Here is a 19,361-nt window from a genome sequence, read left to right as displayed (position 1 = left end):
TAGCTCCGTATACGGCATACCAACTCCCAGTGTCTTGATGCTGATCTACTCCCTTATTGTGCAATCTCGATTATGAACTGGCACACTACTTGACCATTCATGCAGGAGGTCTAATGAAACGAGAGCTGGGTGAAGATTTCCCCAACTCTCATTGCCTTGATCGGGGTGTATCTGCAAAGAAACCTATAACACACCTTTAGAACTGGGGATCGTACCGCCACGACGGGGATCGACTTCGATTGCCATGCGGAGCGATCGCGCAAACGCTTTGAACGTCGCTTCAATAATGTGGTGCGAATTAATTCCATCGAGTTGGCGAATGTGCAGCGTCATCTGGCTGTGATTGACCAACGCCACAAAAAATTCCCGCACTAGCTGAGTGTCATAAGTCCCGACTCGCTGAGTCGGAATCTCCAAGCCATAGCTGAGGTGGGGGCGTCCGGAAAAATCTAACGCTACCTGAACCAACGCTTCATCGAGAGGGGCGAGGAAATTCCCAAATCGGACAATTCCTTTGCGATCGCCCAGTGCTTGATGCAACGCCATTCCTAGGGTAATTCCCACATCTTCATTGGTATGGTGGTCATCAATTTCCAAGTCTCCCGTCGCGGCTACATCCAAATCAATCAGGCTGTGAGAGGCGATTTGATGCAGCATATGGTCTAAAAACGGAATGCCAGTTTTTGCATTGCAAGTGCCATTCCCGTCTAATTTGACGGTGACGATAACATCCGTTTCGCCCGTCTTGCGGGGAACCCTTGCCATGCGAGGAGACAAAAGCTGTTCAATGCTTGGAGAAGGTGTAAATTGGCGATCGCGTGCCTGCATCGCAGATGCTCACTCAAGAAAATAAAGTTAAGTTTATTATCCTACGTTACTGAGCATTTGGGAGACGCGAAAGCCTTAAAAATGCAAAATTAAAAATTAAAAATTAGCAGAATCTTTGCTTTTTAATTTTTAATTTTTAATGTTTGATTCTTTTTACATCCCCATAATCTCGTATCCCGCATCGACATACAGCACCTGACCTGTAATGCCACTTGCCAAATCGCTACACAAGAAAGCAGCCGCATTTCCCACTTCTTTCTGAGTTACAGTGCGTCGCAGCGGTGCCACTTCCTCAACGTGATGGATCATATCCAGAATGCCACCTACCGCCGACGATGCCAAAGTACGGATGGGACCCGCCGAAATTGCATTCACGCGAATATTCTGCGGTCCTAATTCAGATGCCAGGTAACGGACACTCATTTCCAGTCCAGACTTGGCAATTCCCATCACGTTGTAGTTGGGGATCACCTTAACGCCGCCTAGATAAGTCAGCGTGACAATGCTGCCACCTTCTGTCATCAGTGGTTTTGCTGACCCAGCAAGTTGTACCAGCGAATAGGTACTAATTTCTAGAGCTTGGGTGAAGCCAGCACGAGTAGTGGTACTAAAATCACCTGATAAATCTTCCTTGTTCGCAAAAGCAAGACAATGGATCACGATGTCTAGCTTGCCCCACTTATCGCGGATGGCGTCAAATGTAGACTGAATTTGGGTCTCATTCTGGACATCGCAGGGTAAAAATAAGCTGGGGTTGAGGGGTTCTACCAACTCTGCCACTTTTTTTTCAAAGCGGCCTCGGTCGTCTGGCAGGTAAGTTACTCCTAGATTCGCACCCGCTTGGTGCAGTTGCTGAGCAATCCCCCAGGCGATCGATCGATTGTTGGCAATGCCGGTGACAAGGGCGTTTTTTCCGGTTAAATCTAGCATAAATGTCGATTTTGAAGGCAATATTAGAGGATATCCGATTTAGGGGAGTATTCAAGATCGCGATCGCCCGGAGCAAGGCTGTCTAGTACGGGTAAGGAGCGTGCCTCCTTACTCACCATGCATCCCACCCGATAGCGCAGATACTGTCAAGATATCAACATTTTCCGTCATAATCTTACTTGCCTTGAGCAGGGAGAGAACTAAAGAAGGTAGCCGGGGAAACTACTTTAAAATTTTGTATCAAATAGCACAAAAACCGCTTGGAAGTCAGTTTATCTGTGTCTAATGTCAGAAAACTCTCATAGTTGTTTTGCTATGGTTAAAGTTCCTCCGACAGAAAGTTGCAGAAGTCTGTAGGGCAGCATTTAGGAAAAAGGAAGTGGCAGTGACGCAAGATAGACCGCTAGCAGCTGTGTTCCGTCAACTGGGAGGTGGGGCGTTTCCACCCGTGGTGGAAACTTTTGAGCGGGGCAAGACGATCTTTTTCCCAGGAGACCCGGCTGAACGGGTATACTTTTTGCTCAAAGGTGCAGTAAAGCTGTCTCGCGTGTATGAAGCTGGGGAAGAAATTACCGTGGCGCTGCTGCGAGAAAACAGCGTTTTTGGAGTACTGTCCTTAATTACAGGGCATCGTTCGGATCGGTTTTATCACGCTGTAGCATTTACGCCAGTGGAGCTGCTTTCGGCACCGATCGATCAGGTAGAGCAATCGCTCAAGGATAATCCAGAGCTATCGATGTTGATGCTGCGGGGGCTTTCTTCGCGCATTTTGCAAACAGAAATGATGATTGAGACATTAGCTCACCGAGATATGGGATCGCGCTTGGTGAGTTTTCTGTTGATTCTGTGCCGTGATTTTGGCGTTCCTACCGCCAATGGAATTACGATCGATCTGAAGCTTTCTCACCAAGCGATCGCTGAAGCAATTGGCTCCACTAGGGTAACAGTCACCCGCTTACTGGGAGATTTGCGGGAGGAAAAAATGATTTCTATCCACAAGAAAAAAATTACGGTACACAACCCAGTTACACTGAGTCAGCAGTTTACTTGAAAACAGCTAGAGGCTCTGGTCAGGTTGTCGGTTAGGTTGTCGGTTAAAACGGTATGGTAGCTCAGCAGGTTATCAAGTTTTAACATTTAGTCGGGGTTGAGTTAAAAGGTCTCAGGTTTTAAGCGGATAGTTTTCAACCTTCCAACCTTTAACCTTTCCGATTTCACCTTCGATCTTTAATTCCTGTTAACCCTTTCTCTAGCCTGCAATGCGATAGGCTGTAACTGGAATGACTGTAGCAGACAATGACCGACAGTGCGCTCTTCCTAATTTTGTCTATTTTAGTGTTGGGAAGCGTCATCGCAACGGTAGGCGATCGCATTGGCACGCGCGTGGGAAAAGCACGCCTGTCGTTGTTCAATCTGCGTCCCCGCAAAACAGCTGTTTTGGTAACGATTCTGACGGGGCTAACGATTTCTGCCTCAACACTAACAATCATCTTCGCGACCAGCGAACAATTGCGGATTGGAGTTTTTAGACTTCAAGAAGTGCAGAAAAAACTCAAGACAGCAAGTAAGGATATTGCTAAAGCGAACGAGCAGAAACGGAAAACCGAAAGCGAACTTGCTAAAACCGCCGCCCAAAAAGAGCAAGTCGAAAAGGAACTCGCTCAAGCTCGCACCCAGCAATCTGTCGCTCAGCAGCGCTTAGATGCGATTAATCGATCTTTGGCAGCTGCGCTGGCTAAACAAGGCCAGACGGAGGCGCAACTAAATCAAACTCAAAGCGAACTGAGTCGGGTCGCCAGCAGCTTTCAGCAAACCCAAAAACAGCTGACCTCTGTCTCTGGGCAAGCGAAGACGCTACGTTCGGAAATCCAACAACTTCAAGCAGAACGCCAAGAATTGCTCCAGCAGCGAAATCAAGTCAGAGCTGAAATTACTGAATTCAAAGCGAAAGTGACTCAGCGCGACCAAAAAATTGCCCAGCAAGACCGAGCAATTAGCCAACGCGATGAGCAAATTCTCAAGCGGGATCAAGCCCTTGTCGAACTTGATGAGAAACTTGCTGCCTTTCGGAAGAGCCTGAGCGATCGCGATGAGCAAATTGCCCAGCGAGACAAAGCCTTATCTCTACTTGACAACAAAATTTCTCAACGAGATGAGGTGATTGCCCAGCGAGAAAATCGCCTTAAAGAACTCGAAAAACAACAAGCTTCCCTAGAGCAGGAAGTGGCAACCTTAGAACAGTATTACCAGTCTTATCAAACTTTGCGTCAGGGTAGTCTGGCACTGCTGCGCGGTCAGGTTCTGGCGGCTGGCGTTTTTCGTATTGTCGAGCCAGCCGCAGCCCGACAGGTCATTGAGCAGCTGTTACGGGAAGCGAATCGGACAGCGATTAAAGCGACCCAACCCGGTCTCAACAAGGTGGCGAACGAACGGGTCGTGCAAATTACAGAGGCACAAGTAGAGCAACTGATCAACCAGATTCAGGATGGTCGAAACTATGTAGTCCGAGTTTTTTCGGCTGGTAACTATGTCCAGGGAGAAAAGCAGGTACAAGTCTTTGCAGACGCCGCACCCAATCAAGTTGTATTCCGCACTGGTGAAGTCGTAGCAACGACATCTGCCGATCCTTCAAACATGACCGACCAACAAATTCGGCAGCGGATTGACCTGCTGCTTGGAGCATCCCAGTTCCGAGCTACTCGCGCGGGGATTTTGGGCGATACAGTTCAGGTTGGCGATAATCGAATTGTTAGCTTGATTCGGTTTATCGAGCAGTTGAAAAAGCACAATAAGCCGATTTCTCTGAAAGCGGTCGTGGCTGAGGACGCCTATATTGCCGGACCCATGAAATTAAATTTGGAGGCGGTTGAAGACGGAGAAGTTGTGGTCAGGATGTAATTTATTAGTCATTAGTGATGAGATGATGACTAATGGCAATTAACCATTTGTAAATTAGCGATTAGCCAATTCAGATGATTTTAGGGTTCGATCCAGGGCGCGATAAGTGTGGTTTAGCCGTAGTGGGGAAAGACAATTCTCTGCATTACCACCAGGTTGTACCAGCAGAAGCAGCGATCGCAACGATCCTTGACTTATGTGAAGAGTACCCAATTGATACTCTGGTGATGGGCGATCAAACCACTTCCAAAAGTTGGAAAAAGAAACTTCAGCAATTTCCAACGTCGGTGCCAATTGTCCTGGTAGATGAGCGCTACAGTACATTGGAAGCACGCGATCGCTATTGGCAAATGTACCCTCCCCAAGGTTTAGGACGCCTGATTCCCCAAGGGATGCGGAGTCTACCCCGACCAATCGATGACATTGTTGCCATCCTCCTCATCGAAAGATACATGAAGCAACGAGAGACGAGGAACTAGGAAACTCTGTCATTCTTAACTTTCTTAATTTAAACTGAACTCAAAACTCAAAACTTTTAAAGTTCCGCCCGGATCGTAAACGCATAGTCCCCTCCAGGCTCTAGCTGGTAATCTTTCTGTTCTAAAAATCGACCCAGAGGTTCCTGAATTAAAGCGCGTCCCAAAGAAGGTGTCACCGACAATTGACCCTGTCGGAAACACCACTGGAACTGCCATTCATATTCTGCCGCCGTGACTTCCCCTGCTAGAAAGCCCCGTTGCCAGGAAAGATGGGTAATTCGGACGTGGGCAGTAGTTTGAGGTAAACGCTTAGAACTCACAATCGCTGTGCCGATCAAATACCTTCATTCAGCAACAATACTAAACTTATTGCGATCGCCTTCGAGATAACATCATTCTCACAGCTGATACTGAGCTGGCACGAACCGAGTAAAAATATCCCTCTGGATATGGAAAGTGCCAGACTAGATCGGTATTGACTAGGATGAAAGAAGAGTAACATCTGAGCAAAAAAGGTGCAATTTTGAGTCGTTTATCGTCTGACCGAACCCCAAATGCCAGCCAGTTCCCTTCACAAACCCCGGACGCGACAGATTTGGATCGGGAACTAGATAACGCCATTTTGAGCTTTGATGACATCCAAGCAGAACTGAATTACAAAAAGGCGCAAAATGCTCTGCGAGACTTGGTAGATAACCTGGATCTCACTCCTCAAGAGCGGACGGGACTGGAATCCGAGATTAATGATTTGGCAACGATGCTGGAGAAGCTAGATCGCTCAGTCGTCCAGATTGCCGCCTTTGGGATGGTGGGACGGGGTAAATCTTCAGTACTGAACGCCTTATTAGGTCAGAACGTGTTTGAAACGGGACCGCTTCATGGCGTCACCCGCACCCATCAAGGTGCCAGCTGGCAACTGACTCAGGAGAATGAGACGGGAAGCGTCAGCGATATCCTACGAGTCACGCTGCCGAGTGCGGGCAATTCCCAAATCGAGCTAATTGACACCCCTGGAATTGACGAAGTAGACGGAGAAACCCGCGAAACCTTAGCCAGACAAGTTGCCAGACAAGCAGACTTGCTGCTGTTTGTCATTTCGGGCGACATGAACAAGGTGGAATACGAGGCGCTCTCGCAATTGCGGGAAGTCGGTAAACCGATGTTGCTGGTATTTAACAAAATTGACCAGTATCCGGATGCCGACCGGATGGCGATTTATCGCAAAATTCGGGATGAACGGGTGCGGGAATTGCTCTCACCGGATGAAATTGTAATGGTTGCTGCCTCTCCCCTGGTGGCGCAGGCGGTTCGCCGTCCTGACGGAACGAGGGCAGTGCAGCGACGACCGGGAACGCCCCAAGTTCTGGATTTGAAGCTGAAAATTCTGGAAATTTTGCACCGAGAAGGCAAGGCTTTGGTAGCGCTCAACACCATGCTGTATGCCGATGATGTGAACGAACAGATGATTGCTAGGAAGATGCAGATTCGCGATGAAAGTGCGAATCAGATCATCTGGAAAGGGGTGATGACGAAGGCAGTTGCGATCGCCCTCAACCCGGTCACGGTTGTCGATCTTCTCAGCGGTGCCGTCATCGACGTGGCAATGATTCTCACCTTATCTAAACTCTACGGCATCCCCATGACCCAGCCGGGAGCGGTGGGACTGCTACAAAAAATTGCCATCAGTATGGGCGGAATTAGTGCTAGCGAACTTTTGGCAACTTTGGGACTGAGTTCCCTGAAAAGTCTCTTAGGACTCTCCGCACCCGCAACGGGTGGGGTGTCTTTAGGTCCCTATCTATCAGTTGCCGTGACTCAGGCAGGTGTTTCAGGGGTTTCTTCTTACGGGATTGGACAAGTCACTAAGACTTACTTGGCGAACGGCGCTTCCTGGGGTCCCGATGGCCCAAAAGCCGTGGTAAGTCGCATTCTGACTTCACTGGATGAAGCCTCAATTTTGAATCGGATTAAGAATGAGTTGAGTGCAAAGTTAGTGAATTAAAACAAGCGATCGCTCTTTTTAAAAACAAGCGATCGCTTGTTTTTTATTACTTGAAATTCATCTAATTCGATTTATAAACACATCGATCAGTGCAACTGATCGATGTGTTTTATTTAGCTCGAATATACTTATAATAAAATGCTTGTTTTGTGCATGTTAAAGTCATAATATAGTAATTGTATTTGTCTGACTAGACGTTGTAGTTGGAGCGCGGAGGACAATGTCCTCTGCGCGAGTTCCAGAAAAGGTACTAAAAAGCAAATCAAAATATAGATATTATAAATAAATTGTAAACTCTCTTTTTTCCAACCTCTATAGCAAAAAGAATGGAAGATAAGTCTTTATTAGATGATATTAACCAAGCTTTCTCAGCCTTCAAAAAGCCTTTGATCATCCCTATTCTTCCAAAAAAGGGAGTTATTGAGGGTGAATATTTAGCGATTCAGCGAGATTTTGGTGAAGTTTTAAAAGATGAAATGAGCGACGAGCAATGCTCAATGATGATCTGTGATTACTCGCTCATTTCGGATGAAGCTTTGTGTTACTTTCTCCCCAGGCTAGCCAGAAGTGTTTTGCAAGAGAGAGGTTTTTCAGACTTATTTTGCAGCCGAATTGAAAAAATCAATGAGATTTTCCTAAATCGAGAGCAAAAAGCTATACTGAATCGCCTTATTATTACCCTTAAAGATATTGAAAAAGAATTAGAACTAGAGGAAAAGCATGAACTAGAACAGTCTTGGGCAGACTGGGAAGAGTCTTTAGGACAAAGTCAGAATGAAAATGACAAACTCTTATTGGCTATAGCTAGAAACAATATTGATGAGGTTAAAAGCTTAATTAACCAAGGGGCTAATGTAACAGAACAAGACAAGAATGGAAACTCACCCTTAGATATTGCCAAGTATAAAGGACACACCAAAATACTTGAGTTGCTCAAGCAAGCAGGTACTAAGGAATGATGGTGCGTGAGGAACATTTGAAAAGGGTGGACACGGATGCCCACCCTACGTTTAACTGACCAAGAAAATTTGTGATTAGCGAGGCGTTTTATCTTCTTTAAAGGATGCCAGCCATTCGCGGACTTGCCCAGCCGCAACATCACGGCTACCCAACCCGAAAGCCAAGGCGATCGCTACTGCAATTGCTCCCAAAAGCAGTCCAAAAGCTAAGTTAACGATATCGCTAGCAATTCCCATCTGTTGCAGCGCCATTGCTGAAACCAGGGCGATAATCGCAATCCGAGCAGTTTGTCCGAGTATCCGCGCTTGGCGAGTACCGGAACTGGTAATCAAGTTAAAGGCGAGGTTCGCGAGATACAGACCAATCGCAAACACCACCAAACCGGCGAGAATGCGACCTAATATCACCACAATGCCGCTGACCAACAGAGTCAGCGCCGGAATTTGCAGAATATTGGTTGCTGCTACTGTCGCAAACAGCATAATGCCAACCAATACCACAATCCCGGCGAGTTCTGACGGGGTGCGGGTGGGAGGCGTCGGTTCCTGAAGGATAGTTTCTTGTCCGGTAGGCGGTACCTGTGCCTCTGGAGCCGGAGGTAGAATTGGCGTGGCGCGGGTGTAAGGCTTAGATTGGAGTCCCAGCCAGTAGAAAATATTGTTGAATCCGATGCTGGTGAGGATGTTGGTGACTAACTCGGAAACAAAGTGTCCAACCACATAAGCGATGCCAAGAATCAACGCTGCGGTAAAGATTAGCGGAATCGCGTTGAGAATCTGGGTCAACATGGCGATCGCTGGAACCGAAATTGCTGCAATTCCCAAAGCATTGAGAGCAGCGATCGCGGTGGGGATTAAAATCAGAACAAAAACAATTGTCCCGATCAGCCAAGAAAGCGTTTGTCCGCCGGTTGCCCGTGAAATTCCAAATCTCGCACCCAACCGATCCGTTCCGGTTGCTGTCAGCAGATTCGTAACAATCCGCCGCACCACCTGCGCCAGCAACCAACCTGCTGCACCGATGACGATAGCCGTCAAAATATTCGGTACTGCTGCCAAAATTTGATTTAGCAGGTTATTAACCGGACCCAGTGCCTGCTGTAGCTGTAGGGCATCTAAGATCAGCGGTAAAAATAGCAAAAAGATGAACCAGTACAGAGCGTTGCCTAAGGTATCGCTCAGAGAATACTGGTTTGTCCTTGGCGTCGTACCCCCCGGCGTCGTATCCCCCGGTGCCGTACCTCCCGTTTGCTCGCCCAAACGTTCGTCTAACCGCAGCGCCCGCAGTCCCCGCGTTACCACTAGCTTTGTCAAGGTTGCCAGTACCCAGGCAATTCCTAACAGAATCGCTGCACTAACGAGTTTGGGGATGAACTGAGTAACTTGCTCTAACAGAGTGTTAAGAGGGCCAGCAACCGCTGTTAGTTTTAACGTCTGTAAACTAGCAACGATGGCAAAGAGCATAATCAGCCAGAACACCACGCTGGAGATCCATTTCTCCACAGGTGGCCCTTCTTCAGCCCCTTGGCGACCCGTAATCCAAGCTGCTAAACGATTATCGATGTTTGTGCGATTCAGCAGTCCTCGCACCGCCGCCGCCGCCAGTGAAGCCACGATCAAGCCAACGACTAACGCTAGGATCGCCTTAATCAGATCCACTAGCGAATTGCCTAGGTTGAGACCCAGCCCTGAGATAATACTGTCAACCGAAAAATTATTGGTTGCGGGAGCGGTTTCAGCCGCCGGTACGGGTGTACTCTGCGCTAACAACCCGTTCAACCTGAGTGGCACCTCTCGAAAGAGAGTGAGTGTAATTCCTTGCCAAGTTCCATTCATGGTGTTCTGAGTTAACGTCGGATGGGCAAATATACAAAAGTTACGCTGCTAAGCAGGAATCGCCAAGACTTATCCTACACGCCGATCAATTCTCTAGCTGCTGATTGGAAAATAAAAAACTGACTAAAACAGGATGAGATAGATATAGACCAACGTTCTCAGTTTTTAATCTATCTTTATAGATAAATAAGGCGAAAAAATCGCAAATATCCGACTTTTAGCGGTGCTTCCCGATTTGCGTTTCTGTAGCGTTCGCTTCCAGTAAGCTGTATAGTATGTCTCCTACTGAAGTTTTCGAGCAATCTATCCAAATCAATGCTAGTGCAACGGTGGTTGAGCGCTGCATTACCGATCGTGTCTTAATGCATCGATGGCTGAATCCGGCGTTGCGGTGCGAACCAGTCGGAGAGTGGCGAACAGATGTGGGGAGTCAAAGTCGGTTTATTATTCAAATTCCCTTATTGCAACCCACGCTCGAAACGGTGGTTGTGGAGCGAGAACCAGGGCTAATTGTCTGGGGATTTGAAGGATTTTTCAAAGGACGCGATCGCTGGGAATGTCAGCCAGAGGCAACGGGAAAGGGCACACGCCTGCTGAATCGCTTTGAGTTTGAAATTCCCAGTCCTTTCGTGCGTTGGGGTTTTAATACCTTCGCCGCTGCCTTGACGAAAGCCGATATGCAAGCTCAATTGCGACGTCTCAAACGAATCGCAGAAGAGATGGATCGCGAATAAGTAGCGAATAACTAATAGATATCTTGTTCGATTTGTGTCAGTAATTGGCGAATCACGCCAGCATCCTCCGCATTGGGAAGTATCGCTAGATAAATGTTTAAATCTTGGGATGCTTCTGACCAGCGTCCCATTTGGAAGTAGAGAAGACCGCGATCGCGCAATTCCATCGGTGCATCTGGGAACAACAGCAAAATCCGTTCCACTGTGGCAAGTGCTTTTTGTAACTCCTGGCGGTTCAGGTAAATCATTTTCAGATTTGTCAGCATCCGCGTCAAAAAGCGCCGAGAACTCACGGGTTCTACGAAAGTCGCTTGCAGTTGCACTGACTGTTGGTAAATCTTCGCAAGTCTATCTCTGCAATCTTGCTCAAACAGAATCTCGCCGCGATGGAAGGCATCCACGAAGATTCCTACATCCTCAAACTGTGGGCGAATCAGGAAATGCCCCGGCATCCCCACCCCAACCATCGGAAAATCAATGCGTCGTGCAATCTCTAAATAAACTAGCGCTAGGGCGATCGGGATGCCAGTGCGCCGATCGATTACATCATTTAAAAAGCTATTGCGGGGATCGTAATAGTTCTCGTTATTTCCAGTAAAACCTAAGTCGTCGTAAAGATACTGATTGATAGTTTGAATCACCCGCAGGGGATATCGTTGGGCAGGTAGGCGTTCTTGTATCTCCGCTGCCATTGTATCGAGGGCATTGAGGTATTCATCCGGGTCGAGGTCTGGATATTCTTCCTGAGCAATGTCCAGAGCAGCTTTTGCCAGATTAATTTGCTCATCTGGCTGATTAATTTCCTGATAAAAGGATAGGCGACCCAGTGGCAAGTTCATGGCAATTCAATTGTTTAGCGAAACTCTTCCTCTGATTGTAGAAAACAACGTGCTATCTCGCTTGTAACTAAAGGATAATTAGTAACTTAGCTGTGCTAGCCATCTAACTACAAATCGGTGAGCAGCCTTGCCTTTCTAAGAATAAATGTTAGTACGGTTTCTTCCCTAGAAATAATCTCTGCGGCAATTTCCATTCCTGGTTGAATCGGATAGGGGCGATCGCCTTTGATCAGATTTATTTTTTCTGGCTGGATGGTTACTTCGTAGGAGGGCGGAACCGCAGGAGCGTTGGCGTTATTATTTTCAGGCGCGATCGCATCGGGTGCGATCGCGCTCACTTTTCCGGAGAGAGTTCCATAATCGGGATAGGGATAGGCAGAAACCCGCATTTGTACCTTTTGCCCAACCGCCACTTTCCCGATATCCTGAGCCGCTACCCGCGCTTTCACGATGAGTGGCGTGTTGCTGGGAGCAATTTGAGCAATTGGTTCGGCTGCACGCACCACCTGAGAGGCATTTCGCAGTTCTAGTTTGAGGATGGTGCCAGATGCTGGAGCACGAATCACGCTTTTTTGCAGTTCCATCCCGATTTGTTTGAGTTCGCGGGTGTCGCTGTTGAGTTGATTTTGAATTTCAATTTGACGCTGAATCAGGGTTTTTCGTTCTTTGTTCAATGTTGCTAAGGTAGATTCACCCGTTGCTCTTTCTTGAGCGATTCGCTCGTTAGCAATTACTACGGGTGCCGCACTGGGATTAAGCATGGCTTTTGCCCGTTGTAGTCTCGCTTGCGCGGCTTTGAAAGCTTCTTCTTTTTCCTTGATTTGCAGTTGAGCGATCGCGCCCGTATTTGCTAGCTGTTGATATTGATTCATCTGCACCCTTGCTAAATCCACAGATGCCTGTGCTTCTTGCACTTCTGCCTTCGTTGTAATTTGCTTTTCTTGATAGTCTCGTTGATTGCGACCCAGATCCGCTTGCGCTGAGGCAATGTTGCGATTCATCAAGTTCCACTCTGCCTTTTGCTGGCTGTCAAGGGCACTGATTTGAGCTGCGATTTGACTCAGTTGCTGTTGGTTATTCTGGATATTGCCTTGCAGTTGGCTTTTTTTCGTCTGGAGTTGGGAATTATCCAAGATAGCGATCGCATCCCCTTGTTTCACGACCTGATTTTCTTTCACAGAGATGCTTTTAATCGTTCCTTCTGTTGCAGCTTGCACGATTCGCAGCTCACCTATAGGACGCACAACGGCAGCAGCTTTAACAGTAATGTTGTACTGCGTATAAGCGGCAAGCATCACAGCTACCCCAAAAGTACCGACTAAAAACAATCCCCCTAGCGTTGTCCATCGGCTGATGGGAGGAAGAAATTCGTCGCTAGAGACTGGGCGGAGAAAGTCGGGGTTGCTGTCACTAAGCATGATTGTCCCATTCAGTGAATGAGTGTTTTCTACTATGATTGCATTTACTTTAAATAAAATTTAATTTCTTTGCCATCGTTTAAAATTTGAGCAGTTAATCGCTTTTTCCTAGCGCAGCCTGTTGTCTGAAATTTACACAATACTTTTTGTTGATTTTTTAAAATTATTAAATTAATTAGGAGTCGCGTTGGTTGAAAGCGTGTTTGTTTTGATGTAAAACCCTACCTCAGAGGGGTACGGTCATTTAAGCTACCGAGTAAAACTCTAATTAGTTAACAACAATACACTTGAAAATTTAGGAGGATTTTATGCCCCATCCCTTTGATCTAGCGCTTTCCGAACTGGGAACGGTGGAGTTCAATCTTCTAGAAGAACTCACGGATGAGGAAGCTGCCACCATTACAGGCGGTTTTCACACACCCACGACACCTGGCAGCATACCGATTGGAGGGAATGTTGTCACTCCACTGGAAGTTAACGATGAGGGGGGGTATTTTATCACCCTGTGGCTTGGTGAAGAAGGTGGTTATGTAACGATCCCAGCGACACTCCCTGAAGACGGAGGCAACGGACTGCAATAACCTTATTGAAAGTAATGTCCGATTAACTTTTTTTCCTGAAATCATTGATTATTAAGGCAAAATTGAGCTGGTTCTTCAGGTAGAATCAATGGAATTGGGGCACTTTTTAAAGAAAAGCTGCAATTCTATATTCTTTTGTAAGTAGTCTCTAGAGCAGTTTTGCTCTATCGCATCTTTTTTATTTTGCCTAAAGGACGGAACTGGAATCTGCAAGGCATCAAAAACGTGTTTTGGAAGAAATTTTCTGTGATAAGAATCCTTCATTAAAGGATTCTTACCAGCAATAGATTTTCAAAGGAATGCGATGAGTACCTTGCGATCGCTCTTTTCAAAAATGCTGCGTTTATTACTTGATGGCAAAGAAAAACTCGTGGCTTGAGCCTGGGTTTGGTCAACCATGAAAAAACCCACCCTAATTTTAAAATAGGGGGGTTGCCATGTGGTTTGACTGAATAGTTGCAGCGAATAAATTGACGATTTAACTGCTAGTAACTGTTAAATTTCCTCCAGTTCCAGTCAAAGTTCCATCCACGATTGATATTGTTGCTGGTTCTGTTAGTTGAGCTGTATAGCTGGTATCGTCAATCGTGAAACTGATGTTAAATGGACTGAGATTGAGAGTGCCATTGGGAATCTCAGCCTTCAAATCGTCAAAGTCAAAACTGAATAAATCTAAACCTCCAGCCACTGCCTCTTGTTCCTGTTCGGATAGTTCTGCAAACAGGGATTGGTCTTGAGGTTGCATTGGTTGGTTGTTTGCACCTACAGTCATGATGTTGCCCTCAAAATAAACTTTGAAGCGTTGGAAACTTGTGCCGTGCTTAAAACTTACGTAAATAAAAACAGCTTTTCCTCCCACTTTTGGGAGATTAGCATTTGATACCGTTGGTTGTAATAATGCAGTCGGCTTTGTGTGCGTAGTCGGTATGGGCAACTTTTCGCGATCGCTTCTAACCGGCGAAGTCAACGAACTGGATGACGCCTCGCTGTCCATTGGTTAACCATTGAGGATCTTCAGCAGAAAGTGTTTTTATCTGAGTTGGCTGTAAACCTGCCACCAGTTCCGATTTGAGCGTGCGGAGTGCTACTAAGGGCGCAGGGAAGTAGCACGCAATGTCTTGAAAAGGGGTGGTAAAGTCCCACTGGCGATTGCCTAAACAGCGGCGGTAGTTAGCATCTCCTTTAATAAAAATTAGGCTGGCGGGTGCTAACTCTTGTCGCAAAGCTTCGGGCATTTCCCAGAAAGGCAAGGGCATTGTCCAAAATAAATCGTCATAGCATCGCAAACGACCGGAAGCGATCGCGTCTTGCAAGCGCAGAGAAAGCGATCGCACTTCCCCATCAACGTCAGCAGCCAAAACCTCTAAAGTGTGGTGCAGATCCTGAATGGTCGCATCAGAAACGAAGATAGGATACCGCTTCAGGTGCAGGGAAATCTCAGCCGCCTGAGTGGTTAGCAGAAAATCTGCCAAGCACAAATCGCAGACGAGTTCAAAACCAGCATTATCGACGATGAAGTCAATTCTTCCCCCATCAAGGCTGGCAATCCTGTCCGCAATGATGGGTGTATCATCGACCAAAATATGAGCCTCTTCGTGCTGAATTTCCTGACGGCTGCGATCGCTTTCTCCAGCCTCAATAGGCCAAAGGCTGAGATCGGCGCGGTTGCCCCACAGTGAAAAATAGAGCAGTGGGATTAAACGAGTATGGCGATCGCTTGTATGATGCCCAATCCTAGCGGCGATTGCCCGGATTGAATCCATTGCCGTTTCTAAACCCAAGCGTTTTTGCAATCCGTAGGGATCGACGCCTTGGCTCGATCCTGGCAGAAAGTAATCGGTTGCTTCCACGATACGCCGGAAAAAGTATAACTCGGCAAACAACCAGGGAATGTCTATCCAGCGCTTCCCTAGAAAAGGTGCTAAATATCTCGTCCACGCAGCTAAATCTGGGCCATTGTCATCTTTGAGCGATCGCACGATTCCATGCGGTAAGTCCCGGATCAAGGTTTCCAGATTGTCTACAATCGATGCCGGAAAATCGTTTTCAGCAATCACGCGCTGCGCGATCGCAGGCATTCGCGTCAGAAGCGTCATGTTCGCAAAGGAACCTTCCTCCGACATCATCAGCGGTGGAGGAAGCGGTAATCGAGGCTTTAAAATCTGCTGTACCATCACGCGATAGAGAAGCGCTGACCTGTCGGTTCGCACTTCTTGTCAGGTGTTCACAGTAATTGTACTGAAACAGCAACAATTGACTCTAAAATCTGGTCGCATCAAGCTCAGTAAGCCAAAAGCTGCAACCTTGAGAACTCTGCCGATTAGGATGGATTGGGAGTATTTTTTGCAAATATCCATGACCCTAACCGAACAGATTCTATCTCAGGTACCGGGAAATCCTCTCTTTGGACTGCGTAAAGCTGATAGCCTCTGGCAAGCCATCAAGGAAGACACTACACCAATTCCGATAGTAGTAAAAGAAAGCCAAGAGCTTCTGGGAAGCGTAGACTGGGACGTGGTGATCGGCGGCGGCACTTTGGGAATTTTCATCGGTGCTGCTTTAGCTCAGTTGGGGTGGCGAGTTGCCTTAATTGAAAGAGGGATATTACGCGGTAGAGATCAAGAGTGGAATATCTCCCGTCAAGAGTTGGAGGTATTTTTAGAACTGAATCTGCTGACTGAAGCCGAATTAGAACAAGCGATCGCAACCGAGTATAATCCCGCCCGCGTCAGCTTTTTAGGAGGTGCTGACGTTTGGGTGCGCGATGTCCTGAATATCGGCGTCGATCCCGTTTTTCTGCTAGACACGCTCAAATCAAAATTTCTCGCTGCTGGCGGACAGTTGTTTGAGAATACCCCCTTTGAAGGGGCAGTTATACACCCAGATGGCGTCAGCGTGGAAGCATTAAGCAGCTTGAAAACACGGTTGTTCATAGATGCGATGGGAAGTTTCTCGCCGATTGTTCAACAAGCGCGACAGGGAGAAAAACCAGAAGGCGTTTGCTTAGTCGTGGGTAGTTGCGCCAAAGGCTTTCCCCGCAATGAAACCGGGGATCTGATTGCAACTTTCACCTCGATTCAAAATCAATGCCAATACTTTTGGGAAGCTTTCCCTGCACGAGATGGCAGAGCAACTTATCTATTTACTTACCTGGATGCTGACAAAAGTCGTCCCAGTTTGGAATTTTTCTTTGAAGAATACCTGCGCCTGCTTCCCGAATATCAAGGCGTGGAAGTGTCCCAACTGCAATTTCAACGGGTGCTGTTTGGCTTCTTTCCCTCTTACCGCAACTCATTAAAGATGCCTTGGAGTCGCATTCTGCCGGTAGGAGATAGCAGTGGCAACCAATCTCCCGTCAGCTTTGGTGGGTTTGGAGCAATGGTGCGGCACCTGAAACGGTTAACAGAAGGCATTCACGAGGCTTTACAAATAGATGCGCTCAATAAGAATGCTTTGGCACTTTTGCAACCTTATCAGCCGAATATTGCCGTAACCTGGCTGTTTCAAAGAACAATGGGAGTGGGAATCGAGCAAAAAGTTGACTCAAATCAAATCAACCAGTTGCTTTCTAGCGTATTTCAAGCAATGGCACAGCTGGGAGACGAGGTATTACGCCCATTTTTACAAGATGTTGTCCAGTTTCCCGCTTTATCAAAAACCCTGTTAAAAACAGCCGTCACTTACCCCGGATTAGTGGCTCGAATTATTCCCTTAGTGGGAATCCCGATGCTGCTAGATTGGATGGTTCACTACCTAAACTTGGGAATTTACACGGCTTTATATCCTCTAGCAACCGCCCTGCAACCGTGGACGAAGACGTTGCCACCCCTGCCTCGATACTACTGCGATCGCTTCCTCCAAGCTTGGAAATATGGCTCCGGAGGCGATTATAGAAGCCTGAAGAATCTAGGGTGAAGCCCTTCGGTAAGGGTAAAAGAAACCATAGAGGCAAGCATGATGAAGCCTAAAAGAGGAAATTTTACACTTGATACTTCACGCTTGAGACTTCATCCTTTATCCTTAGGTAAACTCTGGCATCGCTTGAGCATTACCAGCAAGTTTACTTGGGCAGTTGTGGCGCTGCTGCTGCTGATTACACAAGTCGCGATGACGAGCTGGCTGTCGCTGAATGCAGTGGTGCGAGAGACAGAAGCGGCGATTCTCACCAGCATTGAGGTGCAGGCAAAAGTATTTCAGATGGATGCCGCCTTACAGGACGCCCGCCAACTGGAAAAAGACTTTTTTTTGAGCTGGCCTTCTATGGGATTTTCCAGCGCTAGCCAGGATTATGTCCAGGCGCATCGGGAGCAAATTGACAAAGCCCTGGATATCAGCAGCCAGTTGCAAGAGTTACTCAATGGTGGGAAGGTTAGCGATGCTTTGCGTCGGAGCAATCCGGAATTGGTGGCTTATGTAGAGCTTGTCGAGCGCTATGCTAGCAGCTTTAAAGAAGCTGTGGCGTTGGTGGGGACGCTGGGAATCGATGATGTGGGGGTACTGGCGCGGTTAGAGCAAAATTCGCGGCTATTGCACGACACGCTGCAACTCTCTGCCAGTTCGGAGTTGATGATTTTATATCGGGAAATGCAGTCGGTGGAGAAAGAATATCTCTCCAACCGTCAGGAGGACAAAATCCAGGCGGTGTATGAGGCGGTGGAACGTTTGCGCCAGGGAATTCAACAAGCACCCCAACTCAATGCCACTCAGAAGGCGGCGGCGTGGGAGTATCTGAATGCTTACGAGTTAGCGATCCGAGAAATTATCAACCTCGACGCTCAAATTAGAAGCAAAATCAGCACTTTTGACGAGCAAGCGGCAAGTGTTTCCACTAAAGTAATTGGGTTGGCAAATGCTGACGTACAGCGATCGCGCCTTGAAATCGCCCGAACCAGCACGCTAGCTACGGTACTGCAAGCGATGACAGTATTGACGGCGGTGTTGCTATCTGGAGTGATTGCGAATATCTTCGCCACTGCTTTAAAAAATTTGCAAGCAGAACAGGAAAAATCTGAGCGTCTGCTGCTAAATATCTTTCCAGAAGCGATCGCCCATCGATTAAAACAGGAACAGCGCACGATTGCGGAAAACTTTGCCGATGTGACGGTATTGTTTGCTGACATTGTTGGTTTTACTGAGCTTTCGGCTCGGATTTCCCCAACTGATGTGGTTGAGTTGCTCAATCAGATTTTCTCAGCCTTCGATCGACTGGCAGATCGCCACGGTTTGGAGAAAATTAAGACAATTGGAGATGCTTATATGGTGGTAGGAGGACTGCCAATGCCTTCAGAAGATCACGCGGAAGCGATCGCGGAAATGGCACTGGATATGCTGGAGGAAATGACTTGCTTAAGTACCAAGATTGGTGAAGCGTTGTCTACCTCTCGCCCTCAACACTACACCATCCGAATTGGGATTAATACGGGTCCCGTCGTTGCAGGTGTTATTGGCACGAAAAAGTTTATCTATGACTTGTGGGGCGATACGGTAAATATTGCTAGCCGTATGGAATCCCAAGGCATTGCGGGTTGCATTCAAGTGACAGGAGCAACTTATGAACGCTTACGGCATAAGTACCAGTTTCAGGAACGGGGAACTATTCAGGTAAAAGGTAAAGGGGAGATGAAAAGCTTTCTCCTCAAAGGCAGACATCAAGACGATTCACGATAGATGAATGGTACTGATATATAAGAGCCTTGAAATAAATCTCTCACCTTAAAGCTAAAGCTTAAAACAGGTTGAAAGCCTTTGTTTCCCCATGATTCGGGCCAATTTCAACTGAATTTCGCTCTTATCCCTAACTTTAGTTCAGGGCTGAAGTTAGCGCGATTCCACTATAGATTTTTGTAGAAGACTTGCG

The 19,361-nt window shown here is 47.1% G+C and carries 17 protein-coding genes; 9 read left to right on the top strand and 8 right to left on the bottom strand.

Going from position 1 to position 19,361, the window contains the following annotated elements; translation table 11 throughout:
* Positions 1-183: 183 nt before the first annotated feature.
* Both hisB and fabI read right to left on the bottom strand, forming a co-directional pair.
* Positions 184-828 (bottom strand): imidazoleglycerol-phosphate dehydratase HisB, encoded by a 645-nt coding sequence (hisB, locus tag NDI33_RS24915; RefSeq protein ID WP_190532581.1) that lies wholly within the window; start codon positions 826-828, stop codon positions 184-186.
* A gap of 153 nt (positions 829-981) precedes the next feature.
* Entirely contained in the window at positions 982-1,758 is a 777-nt protein-coding gene (gene fabI, locus NDI33_RS24910; RefSeq protein WP_190675719.1) for an enoyl-ACP reductase FabI, read from the bottom strand.
* Between the two features lie 379 nt (positions 1,759-2,137).
* Between fabI and ntcA the strand changes: the two genes are divergently transcribed.
* From ntcA to NDI33_RS24895, 3 genes are all read left to right on the top strand, one after another.
* Complete coding sequence (gene ntcA, locus NDI33_RS24905) at positions 2,138-2,809, top strand: global nitrogen regulator NtcA (RefSeq protein ID WP_190409995.1); 672 nt, start codon at positions 2,138-2,140, stop codon at positions 2,807-2,809.
* Between the two features lie 245 nt (positions 2,810-3,054).
* Positions 3,055-4,656 carry a DUF3084 domain-containing protein gene (locus tag NDI33_RS24900; RefSeq protein ID WP_190430359.1) on the top strand — a complete coding sequence of 534 codons (1,602 nt, stop codon included), beginning with the start codon at positions 3,055-3,057 and terminating at the stop codon, positions 4,654-4,656.
* Positions 4,657-4,730: 74 nt separating this feature from the next.
* On the top strand, positions 4,731-5,135 hold the full coding sequence (locus tag NDI33_RS24895; RefSeq protein ID WP_190532573.1) for a pre-16S rRNA-processing nuclease YqgF: 405 nt from the start codon (positions 4,731-4,733) through the stop codon (positions 5,133-5,135).
* A 56-nt stretch (positions 5,136-5,191) separates the two neighbouring features.
* On the opposite strand, the gene NDI33_RS24890 is transcribed toward NDI33_RS24895, so the two are convergent.
* On the bottom strand, positions 5,192-5,455 hold the full coding sequence (locus tag NDI33_RS24890; protein ID WP_190409998.1) for a DUF3146 family protein: 264 nt from the start codon (positions 5,453-5,455) through the stop codon (positions 5,192-5,194).
* 275 nt (positions 5,456-5,730) lie between these two features.
* Here NDI33_RS24890 and NDI33_RS24885 point away from each other — a divergent pair, with 275 nt between their 5' ends.
* Positions 5,731-7,137 (top strand): GTP-binding protein, encoded by a 1,407-nt coding sequence (locus tag NDI33_RS24885; protein WP_242030416.1) that lies wholly within the window; start codon positions 5,731-5,733, stop codon positions 7,135-7,137.
* A 326-nt stretch (positions 7,138-7,463) separates the two neighbouring features.
* Positions 7,464-8,096, top strand: a complete 633-nt coding sequence (locus NDI33_RS24880; RefSeq protein WP_190410000.1) for an ankyrin repeat domain-containing protein — start codon at positions 7,464-7,466, stop codon at positions 8,094-8,096.
* Between the two features lie 75 nt (positions 8,097-8,171).
* Here the strand turns inward: NDI33_RS24880 and NDI33_RS24875 are convergent, their stop codons facing one another.
* Positions 8,172-9,932: a mechanosensitive ion channel gene (locus tag NDI33_RS24875; protein ID WP_190675717.1), complete on the bottom strand. Its 1,761-nt coding sequence runs from the start codon at positions 9,930-9,932 to the stop codon at positions 8,172-8,174.
* A gap of 275 nt (positions 9,933-10,207) precedes the next feature.
* Between NDI33_RS24875 and NDI33_RS24870 the strand changes: the two genes are divergently transcribed.
* Entirely contained in the window at positions 10,208-10,666 is a 459-nt protein-coding gene (locus NDI33_RS24870) for an SRPBCC family protein (protein WP_190429347.1), read from the top strand.
* An 11-nt stretch (positions 10,667-10,677) separates the two neighbouring features.
* Here NDI33_RS24870 and NDI33_RS24865 read toward each other — a convergent pair whose 3' ends face one another.
* Together NDI33_RS24865 and NDI33_RS24860 are read right to left on the bottom strand one after the other, a co-directional pair.
* Positions 10,678-11,505 (bottom strand): SirB1 family protein, encoded by an 828-nt coding sequence (locus NDI33_RS24865; RefSeq protein WP_190410003.1) that lies wholly within the window; start codon positions 11,503-11,505, stop codon positions 10,678-10,680.
* A gap of 107 nt (positions 11,506-11,612) precedes the next feature.
* On the bottom strand, positions 11,613-12,923 hold the full coding sequence (locus NDI33_RS24860) for an HlyD family efflux transporter periplasmic adaptor subunit (RefSeq protein ID WP_190675715.1): 1,311 nt from the start codon (positions 12,921-12,923) through the stop codon (positions 11,613-11,615).
* A 308-nt stretch (positions 12,924-13,231) separates the two neighbouring features.
* Here NDI33_RS24860 and NDI33_RS24855 point away from each other — a divergent pair, with 308 nt between their 5' ends.
* Complete coding sequence (locus tag NDI33_RS24855) at positions 13,232-13,504, top strand: hypothetical protein (protein WP_190429349.1); 273 nt, start codon at positions 13,232-13,234, stop codon at positions 13,502-13,504.
* Between the two features lie 478 nt (positions 13,505-13,982).
* On the opposite strand, the gene NDI33_RS24850 is transcribed toward NDI33_RS24855, so the two are convergent.
* Both NDI33_RS24850 and NDI33_RS24845 read right to left on the bottom strand, forming a co-directional pair.
* Complete coding sequence (locus tag NDI33_RS24850; RefSeq protein WP_190410007.1) at positions 13,983-14,276, bottom strand: hypothetical protein; 294 nt, start codon at positions 14,274-14,276, stop codon at positions 13,983-13,985.
* A gap of 178 nt (positions 14,277-14,454) precedes the next feature.
* Complete coding sequence (locus NDI33_RS24845) at positions 14,455-15,714, bottom strand: damage-control phosphatase ARMT1 family protein (RefSeq protein ID WP_348245680.1); 1,260 nt, start codon at positions 15,712-15,714, stop codon at positions 14,455-14,457.
* Between the two features lie 145 nt (positions 15,715-15,859).
* Between NDI33_RS24845 and NDI33_RS24840 the strand changes: the two genes are divergently transcribed.
* Both NDI33_RS24840 and NDI33_RS24835 read left to right on the top strand, forming a co-directional pair.
* Positions 15,860-17,419 carry an FAD-binding oxidoreductase gene (locus NDI33_RS24840; protein ID WP_190675723.1) on the top strand — a complete coding sequence of 520 codons (1,560 nt, stop codon included), beginning with the start codon at positions 15,860-15,862 and terminating at the stop codon, positions 17,417-17,419.
* Between the two features lie 39 nt (positions 17,420-17,458).
* On the top strand, positions 17,459-19,171 hold the full coding sequence (locus tag NDI33_RS24835) for an adenylate/guanylate cyclase domain-containing protein (protein ID WP_242033133.1): 1,713 nt from the start codon (positions 17,459-17,461) through the stop codon (positions 19,169-19,171).
* The last annotated feature ends 190 nt before the right edge of the window (positions 19,172-19,361 follow it).

Origin of the sequence: Trichocoleus sp. DQ-A1 (assembly GCF_039961955.1) — a bacterium.
Taxonomy (GTDB): domain Bacteria; phylum Cyanobacteriota; class Cyanobacteriia; order Cyanobacteriales; family FACHB-T130; genus FACHB-T130.
The sequence above is the reverse complement of the archived record's forward strand: the minus strand, read 5'-3'. Positions and strand labels throughout refer to the sequence as shown.